This window comes from Flavobacterium longum (genome assembly GCF_965137575.1).
Classification (GTDB): domain Bacteria; phylum Bacteroidota; class Bacteroidia; order Flavobacteriales; family Flavobacteriaceae; genus Flavobacterium; species Flavobacterium longum.
Map to the genome: position 1 here is coordinate 478,907 of NZ_CBCRZJ010000001.1, position 17,209 is coordinate 496,115.

Genomic DNA, 17,209 nt, shown 5'->3' on the forward strand with positions numbered 1-17,209 from the left:
GGAACAGCGGTTTTTATATAGTTATCAATATTCTTAGTTGATGAGGAACGTCGCCCTGCGCACCAATTGGCGGGCACTTGCTGAATTTTTATCAACAGAGTTGTCTTCGCCTTCCGGTGTAATGGAAATCCTGCTGGCGTTGATGCCGGCCTTGATGAGCGTACTGCGTACTGCCTCGGCACGTTTCGCTGACAATTGGCTGTTGTATTCCGAAGCACCGATTTCGTCTGCATGGCCAGAAATCTGGATGGTCGCGTTCGGGTTGTTTTTCAGGTATGTCAACACGAAAGACATATTCTGGATAGACTGTGGTGTCGGTTTCGCGCTGTTGAAATCGAAGAACACAGATACGTAACCTTCGTTGATCAAGCGCTTGATGACTTCTGAATTGTTGTTTTTCTCGGTAGCGGTGGTAACCTGCGTATCGATGTATTTTTCGAGTTCATCGGCCACACCGTTTTTATTCAAGTCAACCATACGGCCTTTTGTATCTACGGCCACACCTGCAATCGAGTTGTTCTCTACGTCAAGATAATCCGGCACACCGTCTTTGTCGGTATCGTTCATCATGGTTTCGAGTTCACCTATGCGTTCGTCGAGCGCCTTGATGTCTTCGGCACGGGCATCAGGAATAACCGCCCAGTCGCCATGCAGGCCAACGCGCCCGAATGAATACGACAGACCGAGTGACATGGTGTACATGCTGCCCGAAAGGTTGTCTTCGGCCTTCGCATAAGAGCCATCCCAGTTAAAGTGTTGCCTTACGTTTGCGTTGTAGGTGAAGTCGGCCGTCACCGCCAAACTCCTTGTCAGCCTGAACTGCGGGGTGAAACCTACCAAGATGCCACCGTTATATTCTTCGACATCTTTATTCACGCCGATTTTAGGAGTCATTTGTGTCGCCTGAAAACCACCGTGGAAGAGCAAACCGAAACGGCCTGCTTGTTCCTCAAAACTGAAAAGACGCACGGCGTTCACGACACCTTGTACATTCACACCGAATACACGCATATCGAATTCTCCACTGTCTGAGCCGTCCTGGTTTCGCAAACGATCATAAGCAAGACCGAGTTTGATACCGAATTTTGGACTGATCATATAACGTGCGCCCAAATCGAAATGATTAAAATCGGGGTGAAGTGTCGTGTTCGGGTTGCTGTAGTAAAAACCGGGTGCATACGGTTTCACACCTTTACTTTGACCGACTGCGCCTTCAATCGTCCACCTATGATACGATTCCGGATCGCTGTCCATGACCCTGTCGCTCTTTATGGAGTCATTTTGCGCCGTGGCGGCGAAACATCCCAATAATAACGCAGGAATGTATAGTAAATGTTTTTTCATAAATGGTTAAGTTGCTTTAAAAGATGGAATAATCCTAAGTTAGTCAGCGCAAATATACGCCTTTATATTGATAAACCAATCCAGAAGCGTCAAATTAATGGTAATTTAGCATCGGAAAATGAGCCATTTAACCCAACGTCACCGCACTATGAGAACGTCCAACATATTTGTCACGGTAGATGCCGTGGTTTTCAAAAATACCACTCGTGCAAGAGAAATCTTATTGATCAAAAGAAGGAATGAACCGTTCAAGGACCGCTGGGCATTACCGGGCGGTTTCGTGGACGAAGGCGAAGACCTTGAGGCAGCGGCCATTCGGGAATTGGAAGAGGAAACTTCGGTGACAATCACACATGCCGACCAATTGAAAGCCTTCGGAAAGCCCGGACGCGACCCTCGGCACCATACGGTATCGGTGGCGTTTATGGCTTACGTACCCGAAAACACGGTTGCTGTTGCCGCCGACGATGCCAAGGAAATCGGGTGGTTTGCACTGGATGACTTGCCTGAACTTGCGTTCGATCACGCCGAAATCATTGCTTTCGCCCTGACGAAAGCATAGTCGAGTAAACAAGAGCTATTCGACGATTTAAGCGTTCCTGAAATATTTCCGGTCGATGTAAAACGTCCCGAATGGAATAACGGAAGCCGCACAGATTTCAATGAATTTGCGGTTGTCCCATTTTTCCTCGGATCGCAGCATAAAAGCCAAGATGATGTAGCCCATGAAAAGTACGCCGTGCGCCATGCCGATAGGGAAGAGCAACGTGTGATACAATTCGGGGTTATTGTGCTTGATAAACAACATGTTCGAAAACAACAACAAATAGGAAACGCCTTCGAGCAGGGCAACAATCTTGAATATTTTGGTCATGACGATTAATTTGCAGGCAAAAGTAGCAACAAAAGCGTGCAAAACATGTTAAACACGCACCGTAAATTTGTTATTTTTACGCATGAGTAAACGCGACCTGAAAAAATACCTCGATGGCCTTGACAAAGAACAGGTTGCCGAGCAATTACTGGAGTTGTACGACAAATTCCCGCCGGTAAAAACCTATTACGACTTCATCTTCAACCCAAAGGAAGACAAACTGGTAGGCGAGGCCAAAGCCAAAATCGCGAATGAATACTTTCCGGTAAAATCACGTCGGGCCAAACTCAGGCGTTCCACGGCGCAGAAATACATCAAACATTTTATGACACTCGGCGTCGATGCGCATGCACTGGCCGACCTCATGCTGTTCAACATTGAAACGGCACAGCGGTATGCTGCCAAGCGAAGCAACATTCCTGGAGCGTTCTATAAAAGCATGTTCAATTCCTTCGAGCAGGCCATACAGTTCATCGTTTTCAGCGGTTTCCTTCAAGATTTCGACAGTCGGCTGGGCGCTATTTCCTCGGAAGCGAACCGGCAGCGTTGGGAAAATTCACACGCGTTTTCAGACATCCTGGAAACCTTGCATTGGGCGTGATTACGGTAGTAAATGGAAACCTGCCGACACTTCGCCACGCCTGAATTCATTGACGAGATTGTGCGCATGCCGGGTCGGTTCTGGGATGCGGTATTTCCCGATGCAGTTTTTCATCACTTCCAACGCCTGATCGATGGTGATCAAATGCCCCGGCGAGACGTAAACAGGCTTGACTTGGTCTCGCGTCCTGAGTGCGTAGCCTAATTTTTCCCCTTTTGCGATGATGGGCGAGACGCTTCCTTTTTCGGGTGCCAGCGGCGCAAAATCGCCATACAGCATGGTCTTCGCACACCCAATGGCGGGTACATTCTCAACCAGACCGAAATGCGATGCGATGCCCATTTTCCGCGGGTGCGTGATGCCTTGCCCGTCCATGATGATCAAATCCGGTTTTTGCGGCAATTGTTCCCAAGCCATTTTTACCGCTGGAATTTCCCGAAACGCCAGATAACCGGAAACGTACGGGAATTTGACCTCGGTTTCCACGAGCGAATACGCAAACGGTTTCATGTCTTGGTACCGTATCAAAACAATTCCTGCGTAAACCGTCGTACTGAATTTGTTGTACGAAATGTCTGCGCCTGCAATGATTTCGATGGGTTTTTCCAGTGGTGTCAAACGGATTTGGGAAGCCAATTCCTTTTGTAATTGTGTGGCCTGGGTAATGGACAGATGGTCGTAGGTAAACATGGGTAGGTTTTGATACATCACAAAAGTAGGCTTTCGATACCAAAGAAATGTCCGGCGTATTCATAAACTTTTGGCTTCGGAAAAGTTAAATTTCGATGACCTACCGCCAAACAAGTGTTTTTTAAACGTACTTTTGCAAAATTGGCAAATTGGCATATGCGCGACAAGGATTTCGAACTCGAAATACAAGAAAAAAAGGAACTTTACGGTTACCAGCAGGGCGATATCGACGCGATATTCGAACGCCTTGACCACCAGCGCCCGAACTATCATTTGCTTTATCAATTGCCTACCGGCGGCGGCAAGACGGTTATTTTCTCGGAAATTGTCCGGCGTTACCTGGAAAAGCACGACAAGAAGGTGGTCGTGTTGACGCACCGCATCGAGCTTTGCAAACAGACTTCGCGCATGCTGGACGGTTTCGAGGTCAAGAATAAAATCATCAACAGCAAGGTCAAGGAATTGCCCGATCAGCACGAATACAGTTGTTTTGTGGCGATGGTGGAAACCCTGAAAAACCGCATCAACGACGCCAAGCTGCAGCTGGACAACATCGGGCTGGTCATCATCGACGAAGCGCATTACAATTCCTTCCGCAAGTTGCTCAATTCCTTCAAGAATTCTTTCATACTGGGCGTGACGGCCACGCCGCTTTCATCCAACATCAAGTTGCCGATGAACCACAATTACGACGAGTTGATCGTAGGCGACAACATCTCCACGCTCATCGAAAAAGGCTTTTTGGCGCGCGCCACGACCTACAGTTTCGATGTTGGGCTGCAGTCGCTTAAAGTAGGCATCAACGGCGATTACACGGTAAAGTCTTCGGAGGAATTGTACACACAACTCCTGATGCAGGAGAAATTGCTGCATGCCTATCAGGAAAAATCGGTAGGGAAGAAGACGCTGATTTTCAACAACGGCATCAACACGTCTTTGTATGTCTATGACACGTTTCGGGAAGCGGGCTATCCGATCAAACACCTCGACAACCGCACCGGCGCCGAAGAACGCAGGGAAATACTGGCCTGGTTCAAGAAAACGCCGGACGCGATATTGACTTCCGTGGGCATTTTGACCACCGGTTTCGACGAACCTACCGTGGAGAGCATCATCCTGAACCGCGCAACGAAATCCCTGACGCTGTATTTCCAGATGATTGGCCGCGGGTCGAGGAAATTGCCCGGAAAAGACGATTTCCTGATCATCGATTTGGGCAACAATGCCGCGCGTTTCGGGCTTTGGGACCAACCCGTGGATTGGCAGCACATCTTCAAGATGCCGGAATTATACCTGGAAAGCATCCGTGACGACGCCGAGATCGAACTCAACTTTAAATACGCGATGCCGCCTGAAGTGCGGGCCAAATTTGCCAAAACCGCAGATGTTTCGTTCGATGTCGAAGAACAGCACAAAATGGCCGTGGCGCAGAACCTGAAATCGAAGACCATATTCGACAAATCACTGGAACAACACGCCGCGATGTGTGTTGAAAACGCATCCGATCTTTTCAATGCGAAAATGCTCGCCCGGCTGCTGGAGGACGACATTTCCTGGCGGATGAAACGTTATGTGGCCTGCCTGAGCCATTGCAGCAAGAACTACCGCGAATGGCTGATTGAAGATTACAAGACGAAACTCACGTTACTCATCGGCAAAAAATTCCGCGAAGCCCACTTCTAATCTCGTGGAATTGTGCATTTTGTCGATAAAATTGTCAATAAAATCGGTTCAATAGCATTGTAATTTAAGAAATATGCATTTCATCGAGTTTATGGTGCGTTAAACTGAACTTTTTTTTCCTCATAAGGCAACTCTCTACATTTGCTTCGTAATCCGTCCAAACCCCAAATCGGCGGCTACAGGACAAATTTTCTGTGTATGAAGAAAAAGTACGAAGTTTTACTCATCCTCGAAGGAACGTATCCTTTCAACGGCGGCGGTGTTTCAACCTGGGCGCATATGTTGTGTAATAAAGTGAAGAATGTAGATTATTCGCTTTATTCGATCAACGCCGAGTTTGAACACAAGTCACGTTACGAGTTGAGCGAAAACGTCAAGAATGTCATTCAGGTGCCCATGTGGTCTCCGCTGGAGCCGCAGGAAATGATTGACTACGGAAAAAAGTTCTACAAAATCGTTGAAAGGAAACAGAAGGATGACAGCCAGGATGTTCTGGAGAAATTCCTCCCGATTTTCGAAAGGTTGCTTCGCAGTATTTATGCTGAATCAACCGATGTGGAAGACCTCGACGACACGGTTTATGAAATGTGGCGTTTCTTCCAAAAACACGACTACAAGAAAGTCATGACGAGTGAAGTGGTGTGGAAAGCCTTCTGCTACCACGTGACCGATATCATCTCGACCGAGAAACACAATACCGCAACCTTGCAAGACTTGACCGTTGGCATGCGTTGGCTGTACCGTTTCCTGTTGCCGATTTCAATCACGGCGCCAAAGGCCGACATTTGCCACCTGACCATTTCAGGTTTCCCGGTCATGCCGGCGCTGATCCAAAAATACAAATACGGCACACCGCTGATCGTGACCGAGCACGGCGTTTTCATCCGTGAAAGGCTGATTGCCATCAACACGTCGGAATTCTCGTTCTTCCTCAAGAAAATGCTGATCCGTTTGTCTGAAAGGATTACCGAATTGGTTTACTACAAAGCCGACAAAATCCTTTCGGTGAACAAGTTCAATATGACTTGGGAAAAAATGTACGGTGCCAATCCGAAGAAAATCGAAGTCATCTACAACGGCATCGACCACAACCAATTCATCCCGCAGCCGAAACCGGCGCATCTGGAAAATGTTCCAACCGTTGTAGCTGCCGCAAGGATTTTCGAATTGAAAGACATCTTGACGATGATCCGTTCTTGCGCCGTGGCCAAGAAGTCTATCCCGAATGTAAAATACCTCGTTTACGGTGACAACAATGCCGTGCCGGAATATACCGCGGAATGCCGTAAACTAATCACCGAACTGGGCTTGGAGGAAAACTTCATCCTGGCCGGTTACCATTCAAAGCCGGAAGCGTTGTTCTGCGAGGGCGACATTTCCATCCTGACGTCTATCTCCGAAGGTTTCCCTTACACGGTATTGGAGTCGATGAGTTGCGGAATTCCGGTTGTGGCTACCGACGTTGGCGGCGTAACCGAAGCGCTCGACGAGAATTGTGGCTTCATCTGCAAACCAAAAGATTACGTCGAAATCGGGAACCGCGTTGCCGAACTGCTCCAAAACAAAGAGCTGCGCCAGCAAATGGGCGTCAACGCACGCAAGAAAGTCGTCGATAACTTTACCATCGGGAAGTTCATCAGCGAATACGAAGACGTTTACGAAAGAGTGGCCAGAAAAGATACCAAAGAAATTGTCGAACCAATATTTATACAGCTTGACCAGCAAAGGCAAGCAGCCTCATAACGTTTGAACCAGAACAGCGACGCCCCAAAACCTACTGCAATGGAAATCCAAAACGAAAATATCAAAACCCTGATACTCGATATCAGGGACAGGATAGGACGGCCTGTCAGCAACCGAGTGGTCATGGCCACGATCGAGTCGCTGGGCATCCGCAACAAAGACACGGAGTCTGACTACGGCATTCCGTCGATCTACGAGTTGGCCGACCTGGTCTACTACGAACTCACTACCGCAGACGAACACGTCGGTGCCAAAAACCTCAAGGAAAAAGAGGCCGAAGCCAATGGCCCGAAAATGATCCAGTTGTCTGACTACATGTGGGTCAAAACCAAAATCTTTCTTGAATATTACCCGAAAGGCATCTTGCACCTGATCCCGATTTTGCTGCAGATTGCAGCCATTGTCGTGTTCGGATATTCACTCTGGACCTACGTTGGGTTCAACCAAGTGCAATCTACAGCGGTCGTTTTGGGCGTTATCGTCGGGCTCGTTTCCACGGGCGGATTCGTTCAGGTCATCGGCAAACAAGCCTCGTTCTATTGGAACCATCGCGACTATGTCATGGTGCGCGAGACGGTGAATTACCTATTGAAGGCAGGTTCGATTTCCATCGGGCTCGTGCTCGCGGCGATTTTTGTCTGCAATTTCTTTTTCCACATTTACCCGTACGAAGTATTGCTGATCGTGTTCGTGTACGCCTTTTTGATCGGGCTGCTGTTGTTGTTGCTCGCGCCGTTGCACACCATCCAACAGCGCTGGGTGATTTCACTCGCGATCATTTCCGGTACGGCAGTGGCCATCACACTCAAGACGCAAACCAACCTGATGACGTATTTTACGCACTGGTTCGGCATCGCTACGGCTGTGATCATCGCCAAGACATTCTTGGTCATCTTCTTTAAGGTGAAAATCGGCAAGAAGAAAGCCATCACGAACATGCGCGCGAAAACAGCCATTATCCTCTATCACAACTACAAGTATTTCCTTTACGGGTTGTTTACCTATATCTTTATCTTCACCGACCGTATCCTAGCGTGGTCTTGCCCACAAGGCGACGGCCCATTGCCATTCATCGTATTGTTCGAGAAGAACTACGAACTCGGGATGGACATGGCGATTTTGATGTTCCTTTTGTTGGCCGGTGTGCTCGAATTCAGCATTGCATCGTTCACCAAATTCCTTGACATTACCCAAAAAGTGACGGCCTATGACAATCCTGGTTTCTTTAACAAGAAGCTGAAGCAGATGTATTGGCAGCATATTTTCTTCCTGTTCCTGACGGCCGCCGCGATTTTCGTGCTGATCTATTTCATGATCTACGCGTCATGGGGTTATTCAGGCCAATTCAACGAAGAATTGCTGGGCATTAGCGTGAAAGTTTGCGTACTCGGTGCCATCGGATACCTGCTTCTGGCCTGGGGCATGCTCAATACCTTATATTTGTTTACGCTCGGCCAGCCCGCCAAACCACTGAAAGCCATCATGACGGCCGTATTGGTAAACATTGGCGTCGGTTTCGCGCTCAGCCGTTTCATCTCCTATGAATACGCGGTGCTGGGCATGGTATGCGGTGCGGCCGTATTCGTGGCGATGACGCTTCGGGCGAATATGAAATTCTTCAACAACCTTGACTATCATTACTATGCGGCTTATTAAAATGTTTCTTTTCGTGTTGCCGTCGGTATTGATCCCGAAGGTTTTCGCCGCCACCGGGAAGGCCAACGTATTGGTGTGCTACGGCAGGCTCAACCCGGAAACGGTCAAAGGTTACAATGTCGTGATCTTGGAGCAGGAACATTACAAGCCGTCCGAGATCAAGAAAATGAAAACCCAGAACGACAAAGTGCTCGCTTACATAAGCTTGGGCGAAGTGAACCGACATGCCAAACATTACCCGCTCTTGAAGGGTTCAACCCTCGGCAAGAACCAATTGTGGGACAGTTACTATCTGGATTTGACGGCCGAGAAAACCAAACAGGTCTTGATGAAGATCATCGGCGAAACCATTGCGATGGGCTACGATGGCTTCTTTCTGGACAATTTCGATAATTTCGGGCCGTGGGGAAAACAGACCGCACAAAAGGCAGAATTGGTTGCTTTGCTGAAAAGTATTTACGATAAGTATCCGCATTACACCTTTTTGCAGAACGCCGGCATTGACCTAATTGCGCAAACAGCGCCTTATGTTGATGGCGTTGTCGTAGAATCTGTCGCGACGGATTATTCCTTCACCGACAAAAAATACCAATTGCGCGCCGAGGACGATTTCCAGCAACGCGCCAACCGTTTGGCCGACATCAGTACGCAGTATAAATTGCCCGTTACTTTAATAGAATACGCCGGTACCGAAGCCATGCGCACGGCCGTCGAGAAAAAAATAAGTGCAACCGGTTTTGACTATTTCATCGGCCAGATCGATTTGCAGAAAATCCCTCAATTCACCAACTAAAATGATACTGACAAGCTCCATCATACTAGGATTCGTTCGCGTGTGCTTCATGTTGCTGGTGTTGTTTTACTTCAACCGGAAGCTGGTGAATCGCTCGGATTCCAACAATTTTTTGGAATTTCTTGTAAACCAATGGTTCAAGTACGGCAGCATGATTGGCATCATCATCTTGATCACCGTACAACTCAGTATTTATTCGCTCATCAATTGCGTCATGATCTTGTCGGTGGTGATTGTCATAGACTACATCGGGCTGCGCAACCTAAAGCGTTTCAAAGAATTCTCCGATGAATCATCGCGGAAGAACCTATACAACACCTTGAAATCCATTGAACTGAAACGTCCGTTGACTTCGTGGGTAGGCGTCAAGCGGCGCACTACGTCAGGCAGCAGCGGCTGGTTCCTTTTTGCGCTGGTCATGATTGTGGCCGCGGTCACCTTCGGAAGCCGGTATTATTTTTTCCGGTTTGACCAGTATTCGCTTTCCGGCGTTTGGATTGCCGATTTGCAGAAAGTCATCGATTTCGATTCTCAAATCTGGTTCTTGAACGATACAGCGGTGAACGGCGACCTGGCTTTCACGAACTTCTACGGAAAGATGGCCAACGTCAGCCCGGAAATCGCGTTGCAATCCATGGGGATTTTGGAATCGACGATGTTGAGTATCCTGCTTTTTTGGGTCATCCGGAAGATTTCGCCTTCACGTAGCATCGCACCGATTGTAGCGGCACTGTCGTTCGCGTTGGCCTACACCTTGACGCCGACCAACATTTATTTCCTGTTGCAGAACAAATCAATTTTCCTTGCGCTCGCTTTCGGGCTTCCGGTGATGGTTTTCCTGTTGCGCCCGAATTTGCTGAAATACCGAAAGATTAATTACTTGTTCAGCATCCTGGCGGCATTCATCACCATAGGGCTGATTGACCTCTTCACCTTATACATCCTGTTTCCGCCGTTTATCATGTTGGCGGCGCTGTTCACCAGACGCAAATCCATGCGATACTTTCTCGTGGGCGTCATTGCGTATTTGATGGCCTGCGCGATCGTCTTGACGGTGTATGCCATGATTTGCCTGTATTTTGGTGCCGATTTGGGCATGTTCCTGCACGCCAACCTGCTGTCGGTGAGTTCTTACACCTACATCCCGCAGTTGGTGATTCCGTACAACGAATTGATTACGTACTACCAGTTGAGTACGATCGTGGCGCTTGTGCTGCTCATGAAATTCGTGTTCTACAACAAGGAAAAAACCTGGGGCGCGGCCATCGCTTTCCTCTTGTATTTTAATTTCCTCGTGCTGCTTTCGCACATCAACAGCGAATGGATCGACGCCGATTTGATGAACCAAGCTTTATCGGTATTCGTAGCCGTGGTCATCGGAATCAACGCGGCCATCATCATCCGGTTGTTCCAGCCTTTGTTCAGGCCACTGGAAAAGCTCAACAAGATTGCGGTAGTGGCCACATTTGCCGGATTGGTATTCGTGGCGATGCATTACCAGAAAGAAACGATCGCCACCTTGGATCTGGCCGACACAACACCAAAGCAAGTGCTCGACGCCTACGATCAGATTTCAAAGACCTACTATCCGTACTCGTACGCAGTGGTGAATGACTATACGGCGCAGACCATTAGCACGAATAAGCATTTCTTTGTAAATTATGCCGATTTCATGGCTGATTACCCAAGAATGGATTCCATCTATTTCAAGAACATACACAACCCCAAATTTTTTAAGAAACATCCGGAGTACGTGCTTCCGAAAAGCGTGCTGTTGTTTGTTTTCCGCGGAACGCCCGATATGTACGGCGAGGAAAACGGCGACATCTCGAAAAAGTTGATGGCACAGTTGGAGATGCTCCGCAAGCGCGGCCGAAAAATAGGCGTGTTCTACACCAACCACAATGTGAAGGTGTACGAAATCGTCAACGAAGCCCGTGCGAGCAAGATTCCGGAACTAATATTTTAACCATGGAAAAGAGAATCAACAACAAACAGGTGTATCGCTGGCTTTGCGTTGTGGCGTTTGCCATGACTTTGGCGGGCTGTGGTAAATGGGACAACCTGGAAGCCGACGATTTTGATTTCTTTGGCGACGACAACAAACGCGACATCGCCTTGCGCAACTACAGTGTTCCGGGCATGTCATCTACACCGCTGGTGGAATTCCTGATCGACGAGAACAACCAATACAGCAAAGACTACGAAAAAGACATCCGCAAAATCTGCGACTATACCAAAATCCCTTATCTGGCAGTTTATCTCAAAGCGTTCGAGGCATCGCCTACGATTCCGTCATCGACAAGGGTTGTCTGCATTCTCGATACCAAGAAACTGAGCCAATCTTCGCTCAATAAACTCATGGATTTTGCGGCCGCCGGCGGTACGATTTTCATGCCTTTCGCCAACGAAGACAAGCGGGCCGCGTTCCTGATGGGTTTCAAGCCCGAAGCCGAATTCGCGACAGACGTCAAATCAAAAGGCTTTTTGTTCAAGACGCCGGTGTTGCCGAAAATGAAGAACAAAACTTACAGCGAAGAAAGCATCCACTACGGCTTTGCGAAAGAGAACTTCAGCAAGAACATCAAGGTTTTTGCCACTGCCGTAGACAATCCGAACTTTCCAGTCATTTTGGAAAACCCGGTAGGCAAGGGGAAAGTCATCCTCTATAATACCACTTTGGCTTTTACGAAAATTGACCGCGGGTTGCTGTTCAGCGCAGTGTTGAAAGGTCTCGAAGGCGTGCCGTACCCGATTGCGAACACCAGTACGATTTTCCTGGACGATTTTCCTTCGCCATTATACGATTCAAAGGAAGAACCGATCAAGGCCGAGATGGACATCACCATCCGCGATTACGTGAAAAAAGTATGGTGGCCGGACATGGATGCGCTTGCCAAGAAATACAGGCTTGACTATTCGGCCATGATCTGTTTCGATTACAAGAACAAGACGTCGCCGCCGTTCTTGTTTGACCAATGGAACAGCACCAAGATGAAAGACGGCCGCAAGACGTTGCCGGTTTCTGAGTGGCTTGTGAACGACGTCAAGGCAAAAGGACACGAGTTGGCGTTTCACGGCTACAACCACGTGGAATTCCTCAAAGGCGAATGGCCAAACCCGGAATTCATCCCAACCGCGCTCAAGGCTGCACAAAAAATGTGGCAGGTGAGCAACTTCGGCGACTTCCCGGTAACGTACGTTCCGCCATCCAACCACATCGACAAAGCCGGCGTGAATTACCTTCATGAAGGTATGCCATCCATCAAATACATATGCAGTCTGTATCTGGGCAGCATTGAAGACGGCGGCGGGCGTGAATTCGACTTCGATCCATACAACAAGGAATTGTTTGATTACCCGAGAATTTCCTCTGGTTTCTATATGAATTCGCAGACGCAATTCGCCCACGAATCGATGTATCTTTTTACAGGAATATGGACGCATTTCGTACACCCGGACGATGTGTATCAAATTGACCGTCCGGGCAACATCAGCCAGGGCGAAGACGAACTCCGTAACTTTAAGAATCTCGGCTGGCGCAAAACCAAAGGCAAAGACCATGGGATGCTGTCTGAATTCGACGATTATCTCAAGGAAATGGCCATGACTTATCCGCAAATCCGTTATGTGGACGGCGGCGAAGGCGGGCGTATCGTGAATGACTGGCGGGCATCTAAATTCCAGCACATTGCCGAAGACGGTAGCTATACCGTGCAGGAATCAAACCCTGAAGCGTCGTTGTCAGACAACCAATATTGGTTCCTTTACGGCAGTTTCGAGAATGCGCCGAAGATAGAATCGCAACTCAAAAGGGAAGCAGTCGTTTACTCGAGGTCATTATACCAAGACGGCTATCTGTTCACCGTATTCACCAGCAAACCTAAATTGACACTTCGCGACCTGAAATACAAAGGCCCGGACAACAAAGCCGCCGACGCCAAACTCATCAAAAAAACACGTGACGATTTCAAGCGTTATCAGGCGAGCGTGACGCGTTTCCTGAAAGGCGGCAGCTATGAAAATGCCGAAGATCCGGACGTGATCCGCGCCCGCCAAATGGACAAGCTCAAGGTCAAACTCATGGCCGAAGGCACGATCAACCAGGAAGAATGGAAGAAATACGCCGATTATTTGATCGAACAGGACAGGGCAGAGGAAATCTGGAAAATGCTCGCGGATTATTGTGTGAAGTTCCCGACCAAGGACAACATCATGTATTCAAAGGTCTTGAACACGATCATTGAATACCCGAATGAACTCACCAAGGAAAAATGGCTGAGCGCGCAATTGCTCGTTACACCCAACGACAAGGACTTGCTCAACAGTTACATCGCCGATTTCTACACGCCTGAAAATCAAGCAAAAATCCGGGAGGCGCTGGTGAATTTGCTGAAGGTTGATACGAGTTTCGCGACATACCTGCAGTACATCCAGCACTTGTTGGCGTACGACCAGCCGGAAGCGCTCAAGGAAATGCAGGACAAGAAACCAGCGGCGGACTTTAAACCCGTGGCAACAGACGTGGCTTGGCTTTTCGCCAATGACGGCCAGTATCAAAAAGCGTATGATTGGTCACTGCTGAGCGAAGAAATCGATTTCCCGACGAAGATGTCTTGGCTCATCGAACTCAAACAATTGAAGTTGCTCGAGCAAGAATACAAGCGGTACATCGTGAAGAATCCGAACGACGTGCAGGCCAAGGCAACCATGGCGCAAGTATACCATGACAACAACCGCTTCCGCGATTCCTGGATCATCGCCAACTCGTTGCCCGATATGGCCGAGAAGGAAGAGTTGCGGCGCATGCTCAACACCGATGTCGAGTTCGTGGACGAAGCGCTTCAGGAAGAATTGATGGCCGACCATTCGGAATTGTTCTACCCGGACGTCTTGGACAAACTCAACCGAAAGTTCAGGAAAGAACGCGGCGATTTCCTCGCATACGATACGTCGGCAGATACCAACCGCGAAGATCCGCAAGTGTTCCGCAACGTAGTATCGTATAACCATTACGACAGCAAAGGGAATCTGCACAGTTTTGCGGGAACCTACAGCACGATGTACAAAGTCGATCTCCCAATCAAGGATCCGGACAACATTACCCACGCCGTTGGCGGCCTGCAATACCAGTTCAATAGCCCTAAGGAAAACGAGAGTTTCCATTACTGGGGCAAGGCGAGGGCGGAGTATAGTGACTTCAAGAAAATTTACGGGCATTTTGGTGCGGGCGTGAATTACACAAGAAATAAGAATTTCAAGTCGGCGGAGTTCAACATTTTCCCGGCCGAGACAGGACCGGCATACAGCAAGAAAATATACACGCTGAGGCTGAACCTCTACGCAGATTATTATCTGTTCAATATGTTGAATGCCAGCATAGCATTGCAGGGCGAACATTACACAGACAGCCGGGGTTACCGATTGTTCTATGTGCAGAAATCTTATGAAGGTGCCGTCACCGTAAAAGTGGCGTATGACAAAGGGGAAGACGTCCGTTCGAAATTCTTGCCGTTCATTGAGGGCGCACGTACGCAAGCGTCTATCGGAGAAGCTTCGGTTGAGCCTTCATTGGGCTATCCGTACTGGATGATTGACGACCGCTTGTACGGCGGCGGCGGCATCGGGTGGAAGTTCGGGCAAGAAACCGACAACATCCAAACCAGGCTCGAAGCAGGTTTCTTCTTCGATGACTACACCAACCAATTCCAACGGGTAACTGGTGAGTTGGCTTGGCAGATTTTCGACTACACACAACTCACCGCTGGTTTCGAAGCATACCTTCAAGACCAATATTATTCCAACTCGGTTCGCTTCGGGATTAAATACAACCTGAAGAAACGTCGTAAAAAATAAATTGAGACCTTAATAAAAAAGCGAAAGGGCGACCGTCATTGGCCGCCCTTTCTGCAATAAAACAAACTAAACTTTCTTTATTAGTGGTTCACGATGATTTGTTTGGTGACTTTCGCCGTACCATTTTCGAGCGACACGAAGTAAATGCCGTTACTCAGGCTTTCGGTATTGACAATCATTTTGTTGGTGGATTCCGTCCTTGAGGAAACGCCGATGCGTTGGCCCAAAGTGTTGTAAACCGAAACGCTGTAGTCCGTAATGTTGTCCAACTCCATGATGAGTTCGTTATTTGCCGGTACCGGATAAACCACCAATTTGGTGCGGATATCGTTTTCACCCACACCGAGTGCCGTGCCGACTGTTACGGTGTGTTTCAAATCATTGTAGCCGGTTGTCGCTTCCCAAGTGGTTTGGTTGGCCATACGTACTGAATATTCCGGACGGATTGCCAATACCGCATCGGCATCGGGTAATTTGAGGAACAATTTATAGGAACCTGCGGTCATGGTCGTCGGAAGCACGATGTTATCATTGATGGTCGTAGTGGCGTTCGAACTCCAAAAACGTGGGTCGGAATTGATCGCTACTGAATATTCCGCATTGTTGGCTACATTCCTGAATACGAGGTATGCAGTACGGGGATTGTACAAAGAAGCAAATCCAACATTTGCGATTTTGAGTTCCACTGGCATGATGCCGCCAATAGAAGCACTATTTGGGAAGGTACCGGTTTTCATCTCAAAGCGATAGCCGAGTTTTTTTTCCACATCGGTAAAACAGCCGCCTTCCTGCCAGTCACCCAAAACGCCCGGATGGTAATCGATATTGGCATAACTCCAATGGAATTTCTGCAATTCGGCCAAAGCAGTAGGGCAGAGTGACCGTGGCGCATTTACCGCACAACTTTCTCCGCCCATCGGCGTATATTTCGTTTCTTGCTCGAGGTAAGCGTAGTCACTCGTGATGTTGTCGTACGTTCCTTCGTCGTCCTCGCTGGCCAGGAAACAGTCATTGTGGTGGCCCACACGGGCAATTGTAGCCGTTGTAAAGGCTTGTGTCAGAGACAATCCAGCCTGTGCATTGAACATCTGTTGTTTGAGTTTGGGCGTGCGCACCTGAACCATACGTCCGGCCGGCAAGGCGTTCACCAGCGCGGTTACCACTTCTTTGCGGTTGGCGTAATCGGTGGCGTTTGGCGGCAGACCAAAATGATCGGTGTAATACCATTCGCCCCACGTTCCTATGAAACCGGCTTGTACGGTCGCGATGACGTCTCCGTTGGCCAAAAGCACCGGCTTGAGTTGGGCAATGTGCGCCAAAACCTGCGCTTTGGTTGCGTCTTGTTGCGGATTATCGACGTCGTCTGAATATGCAAAACGGATGATGCATTTGATACCGGCGGCGCGCATCCTGGTAAAATCGGTTTGCATCGCGGTCAAAAAGGCACTCGAGATTTCTGAGTTGATGAAACTGTCAAGATAGAACAAACGAAGAATTAGCGTTTGTTTGTTATTTACGCGGTAGTTTGTCAATGAAGATTGGCTCAGCGGATCGTAATTGCTGGCAAAAGTTTCTTCATGCTGGTAAAATCCTCTTTCCGGGTTGGCGAAAGATTCGGTCGAAGCCGTGTACGTGACCGTTGTGTTCTGAGCGCTTGCCGCATAAGTGCAAAGCGCAGCCATAAAAACATAAATTTTCTTCATTTGTAGGTTAAGTTTTAATTCAAACAGGCTAAATCTGTTTTTACATATATTTAGTTCTCGGGGCATCAATTTTTGCATGTTCTGATCATGGTTTGGGGAAACATCGACGAACTGCACAAAACTATCGATGAAAGTAATATTTCAAAATTAATAAATGTTAAAAGTACCTTGATTATCGATGAACGGTAACATTTTCAAAAATATTTAAATATTTTCTTACAAAATGAAAATGGAATGTAGGATTACTTTTATCTATCAACTTCCAA

At 48.2% G+C, this 17,209-nt stretch carries 12 protein-coding genes; 8 read left to right on the forward strand and 4 right to left on the reverse strand.

Annotated features, from left to right (window positions below; translation table 11 throughout):
• Nucleotides 1–33: 33 nt before the first annotated feature.
• Nucleotides 34–1,344 carry an OmpA family protein gene (locus tag ACM9J1_RS02190; protein ID WP_415580248.1) on the reverse strand — a complete coding sequence of 437 codons (1,311 nt, stop codon included), beginning with the start codon at nt 1,342–1,344 and terminating at the stop codon, nt 34–36.
• Between the two features lie 148 nt (nt 1,345–1,492).
• Between ACM9J1_RS02190 and ACM9J1_RS02195 the strand changes: the two genes are divergently transcribed.
• On the forward strand, nt 1,493–1,906 hold the full coding sequence (locus ACM9J1_RS02195) for an NUDIX domain-containing protein (RefSeq protein ID WP_415580249.1): 414 nt from the start codon (nt 1,493–1,495) through the stop codon (nt 1,904–1,906).
• Between the two features lie 27 nt (nt 1,907–1,933).
• Here the strand turns inward: ACM9J1_RS02195 and ACM9J1_RS02200 are convergent, their stop codons facing one another.
• Nucleotides 1,934–2,218, reverse strand: coding sequence for a DUF3817 domain-containing protein (locus tag ACM9J1_RS02200; RefSeq protein WP_415580250.1), 285 nt, complete (start codon nt 2,216–2,218; stop codon nt 1,934–1,936).
• An 82-nt stretch (nt 2,219–2,300) separates the two neighbouring features.
• On the opposite strand from ACM9J1_RS02200, the gene ACM9J1_RS02205 reads away from it, so the two are divergent.
• On the forward strand, nt 2,301–2,819 hold the full coding sequence (locus ACM9J1_RS02205; RefSeq protein WP_415580252.1) for a DUF6155 family protein: 519 nt from the start codon (nt 2,301–2,303) through the stop codon (nt 2,817–2,819).
• On the opposite strand, the gene nfi is transcribed toward ACM9J1_RS02205, so the two are convergent.
• Nucleotides 2,820–3,509 carry a deoxyribonuclease V gene (gene nfi / locus ACM9J1_RS02210; protein WP_415580254.1) on the reverse strand — a complete coding sequence of 230 codons (690 nt, stop codon included), beginning with the start codon at nt 3,507–3,509 and terminating at the stop codon, nt 2,820–2,822. It abuts the gene before it with no gap.
• 156 nt (nt 3,510–3,665) lie between these two features.
• Here nfi and ACM9J1_RS02215 point away from each other — a divergent pair, with 156 nt between their 5' ends.
• The 6 genes from ACM9J1_RS02215 to ACM9J1_RS02240 all read left to right on the forward strand — a co-directional run bounded on the left by ACM9J1_RS02215 (nt 3,666) and on the right by ACM9J1_RS02240 (nt 15,240).
• A complete protein-coding gene (locus tag ACM9J1_RS02215; RefSeq protein WP_415580256.1) occupies nt 3,666–5,192 on the forward strand; it encodes a DEAD/DEAH box helicase in 1,527 nt (508 codons plus the stop codon).
• A gap of 198 nt (nt 5,193–5,390) precedes the next feature.
• Nucleotides 5,391–6,935, forward strand: coding sequence for a GT4 family glycosyltransferase PelF (gene pelF, locus ACM9J1_RS02220; protein WP_415580257.1), 1,545 nt, complete (start codon nt 5,391–5,393; stop codon nt 6,933–6,935).
• 39 nt (nt 6,936–6,974) lie between these two features.
• Entirely contained in the window at nt 6,975–8,591 is a 1,617-nt protein-coding gene (locus ACM9J1_RS02225) for a hypothetical protein (RefSeq protein ID WP_415580258.1), read from the forward strand.
• Nucleotides 8,563–9,384 (forward strand): endo alpha-1,4 polygalactosaminidase, encoded by an 822-nt coding sequence (locus ACM9J1_RS02230; RefSeq protein ID WP_415580259.1) that lies wholly within the window; start codon nt 8,563–8,565, stop codon nt 9,382–9,384. The genes ACM9J1_RS02225 and ACM9J1_RS02230 overlap by 29 nt, the downstream gene beginning before the upstream one ends.
• A gap of 1 nt (nt 9,385) precedes the next feature.
• Nucleotides 9,386–11,353, forward strand: a complete 1,968-nt coding sequence (locus ACM9J1_RS02235; RefSeq protein ID WP_415580261.1) for a hypothetical protein — start codon at nt 9,386–9,388, stop codon at nt 11,351–11,353.
• Between the two features lie 2 nt (nt 11,354–11,355).
• On the forward strand, nt 11,356–15,240 hold the full coding sequence (locus tag ACM9J1_RS02240; protein ID WP_415580263.1) for a DUF2194 domain-containing protein: 3,885 nt from the start codon (nt 11,356–11,358) through the stop codon (nt 15,238–15,240).
• Between the two features lie 80 nt (nt 15,241–15,320).
• Here the strand turns inward: ACM9J1_RS02240 and ACM9J1_RS02245 are convergent, their stop codons facing one another.
• Nucleotides 15,321–16,943, reverse strand: a complete 1,623-nt coding sequence (locus tag ACM9J1_RS02245; protein ID WP_415580264.1) for a T9SS type A sorting domain-containing protein — start codon at nt 16,941–16,943, stop codon at nt 15,321–15,323.
• Nucleotides 16,944–17,209: the final 266 nt, after the last annotated feature.

Coding starts and splice junctions, on each gene's coding strand:
- ACM9J1_RS02190 (WP_415580248.1), bottom strand. CDS start 1,344: ATGAAAAAACATTTACTATACATTCCTGCGTTATTATTGGGATGTTTC.
- ACM9J1_RS02195 (WP_415580249.1), top strand. CDS start 1,493: ATGAGAACGTCCAACATATTTGTCACGGTAGATGCCGTGGTTTTCAAA.
- ACM9J1_RS02200 (WP_415580250.1), bottom strand. CDS start 2,218: ATGACCAAAATATTCAAGATTGTTGCCCTGCTCGAAGGCGTTTCCTAT.
- ACM9J1_RS02205 (WP_415580252.1), top strand. CDS start 2,301: ATGAGTAAACGCGACCTGAAAAAATACCTCGATGGCCTTGACAAAGAA.
- nfi (WP_415580254.1), bottom strand. CDS start 3,509: ATGTTTACCTACGACCATCTGTCCATTACCCAGGCCACACAATTACAA.
- ACM9J1_RS02215 (WP_415580256.1), top strand. CDS start 3,666: ATGCGCGACAAGGATTTCGAACTCGAAATACAAGAAAAAAAGGAACTT.
- pelF (WP_415580257.1), top strand. CDS start 5,391: ATGAAGAAAAAGTACGAAGTTTTACTCATCCTCGAAGGAACGTATCCT.
- ACM9J1_RS02225 (WP_415580258.1), top strand. CDS start 6,975: ATGGAAATCCAAAACGAAAATATCAAAACCCTGATACTCGATATCAGG.
- ACM9J1_RS02235 (WP_415580261.1), top strand. CDS start 9,386: ATGATACTGACAAGCTCCATCATACTAGGATTCGTTCGCGTGTGCTTC.
- ACM9J1_RS02240 (WP_415580263.1), top strand. CDS start 11,356: ATGGAAAAGAGAATCAACAACAAACAGGTGTATCGCTGGCTTTGCGTT.
- ACM9J1_RS02245 (WP_415580264.1), bottom strand. CDS start 16,943: ATGAAGAAAATTTATGTTTTTATGGCTGCGCTTTGCACTTATGCGGCA.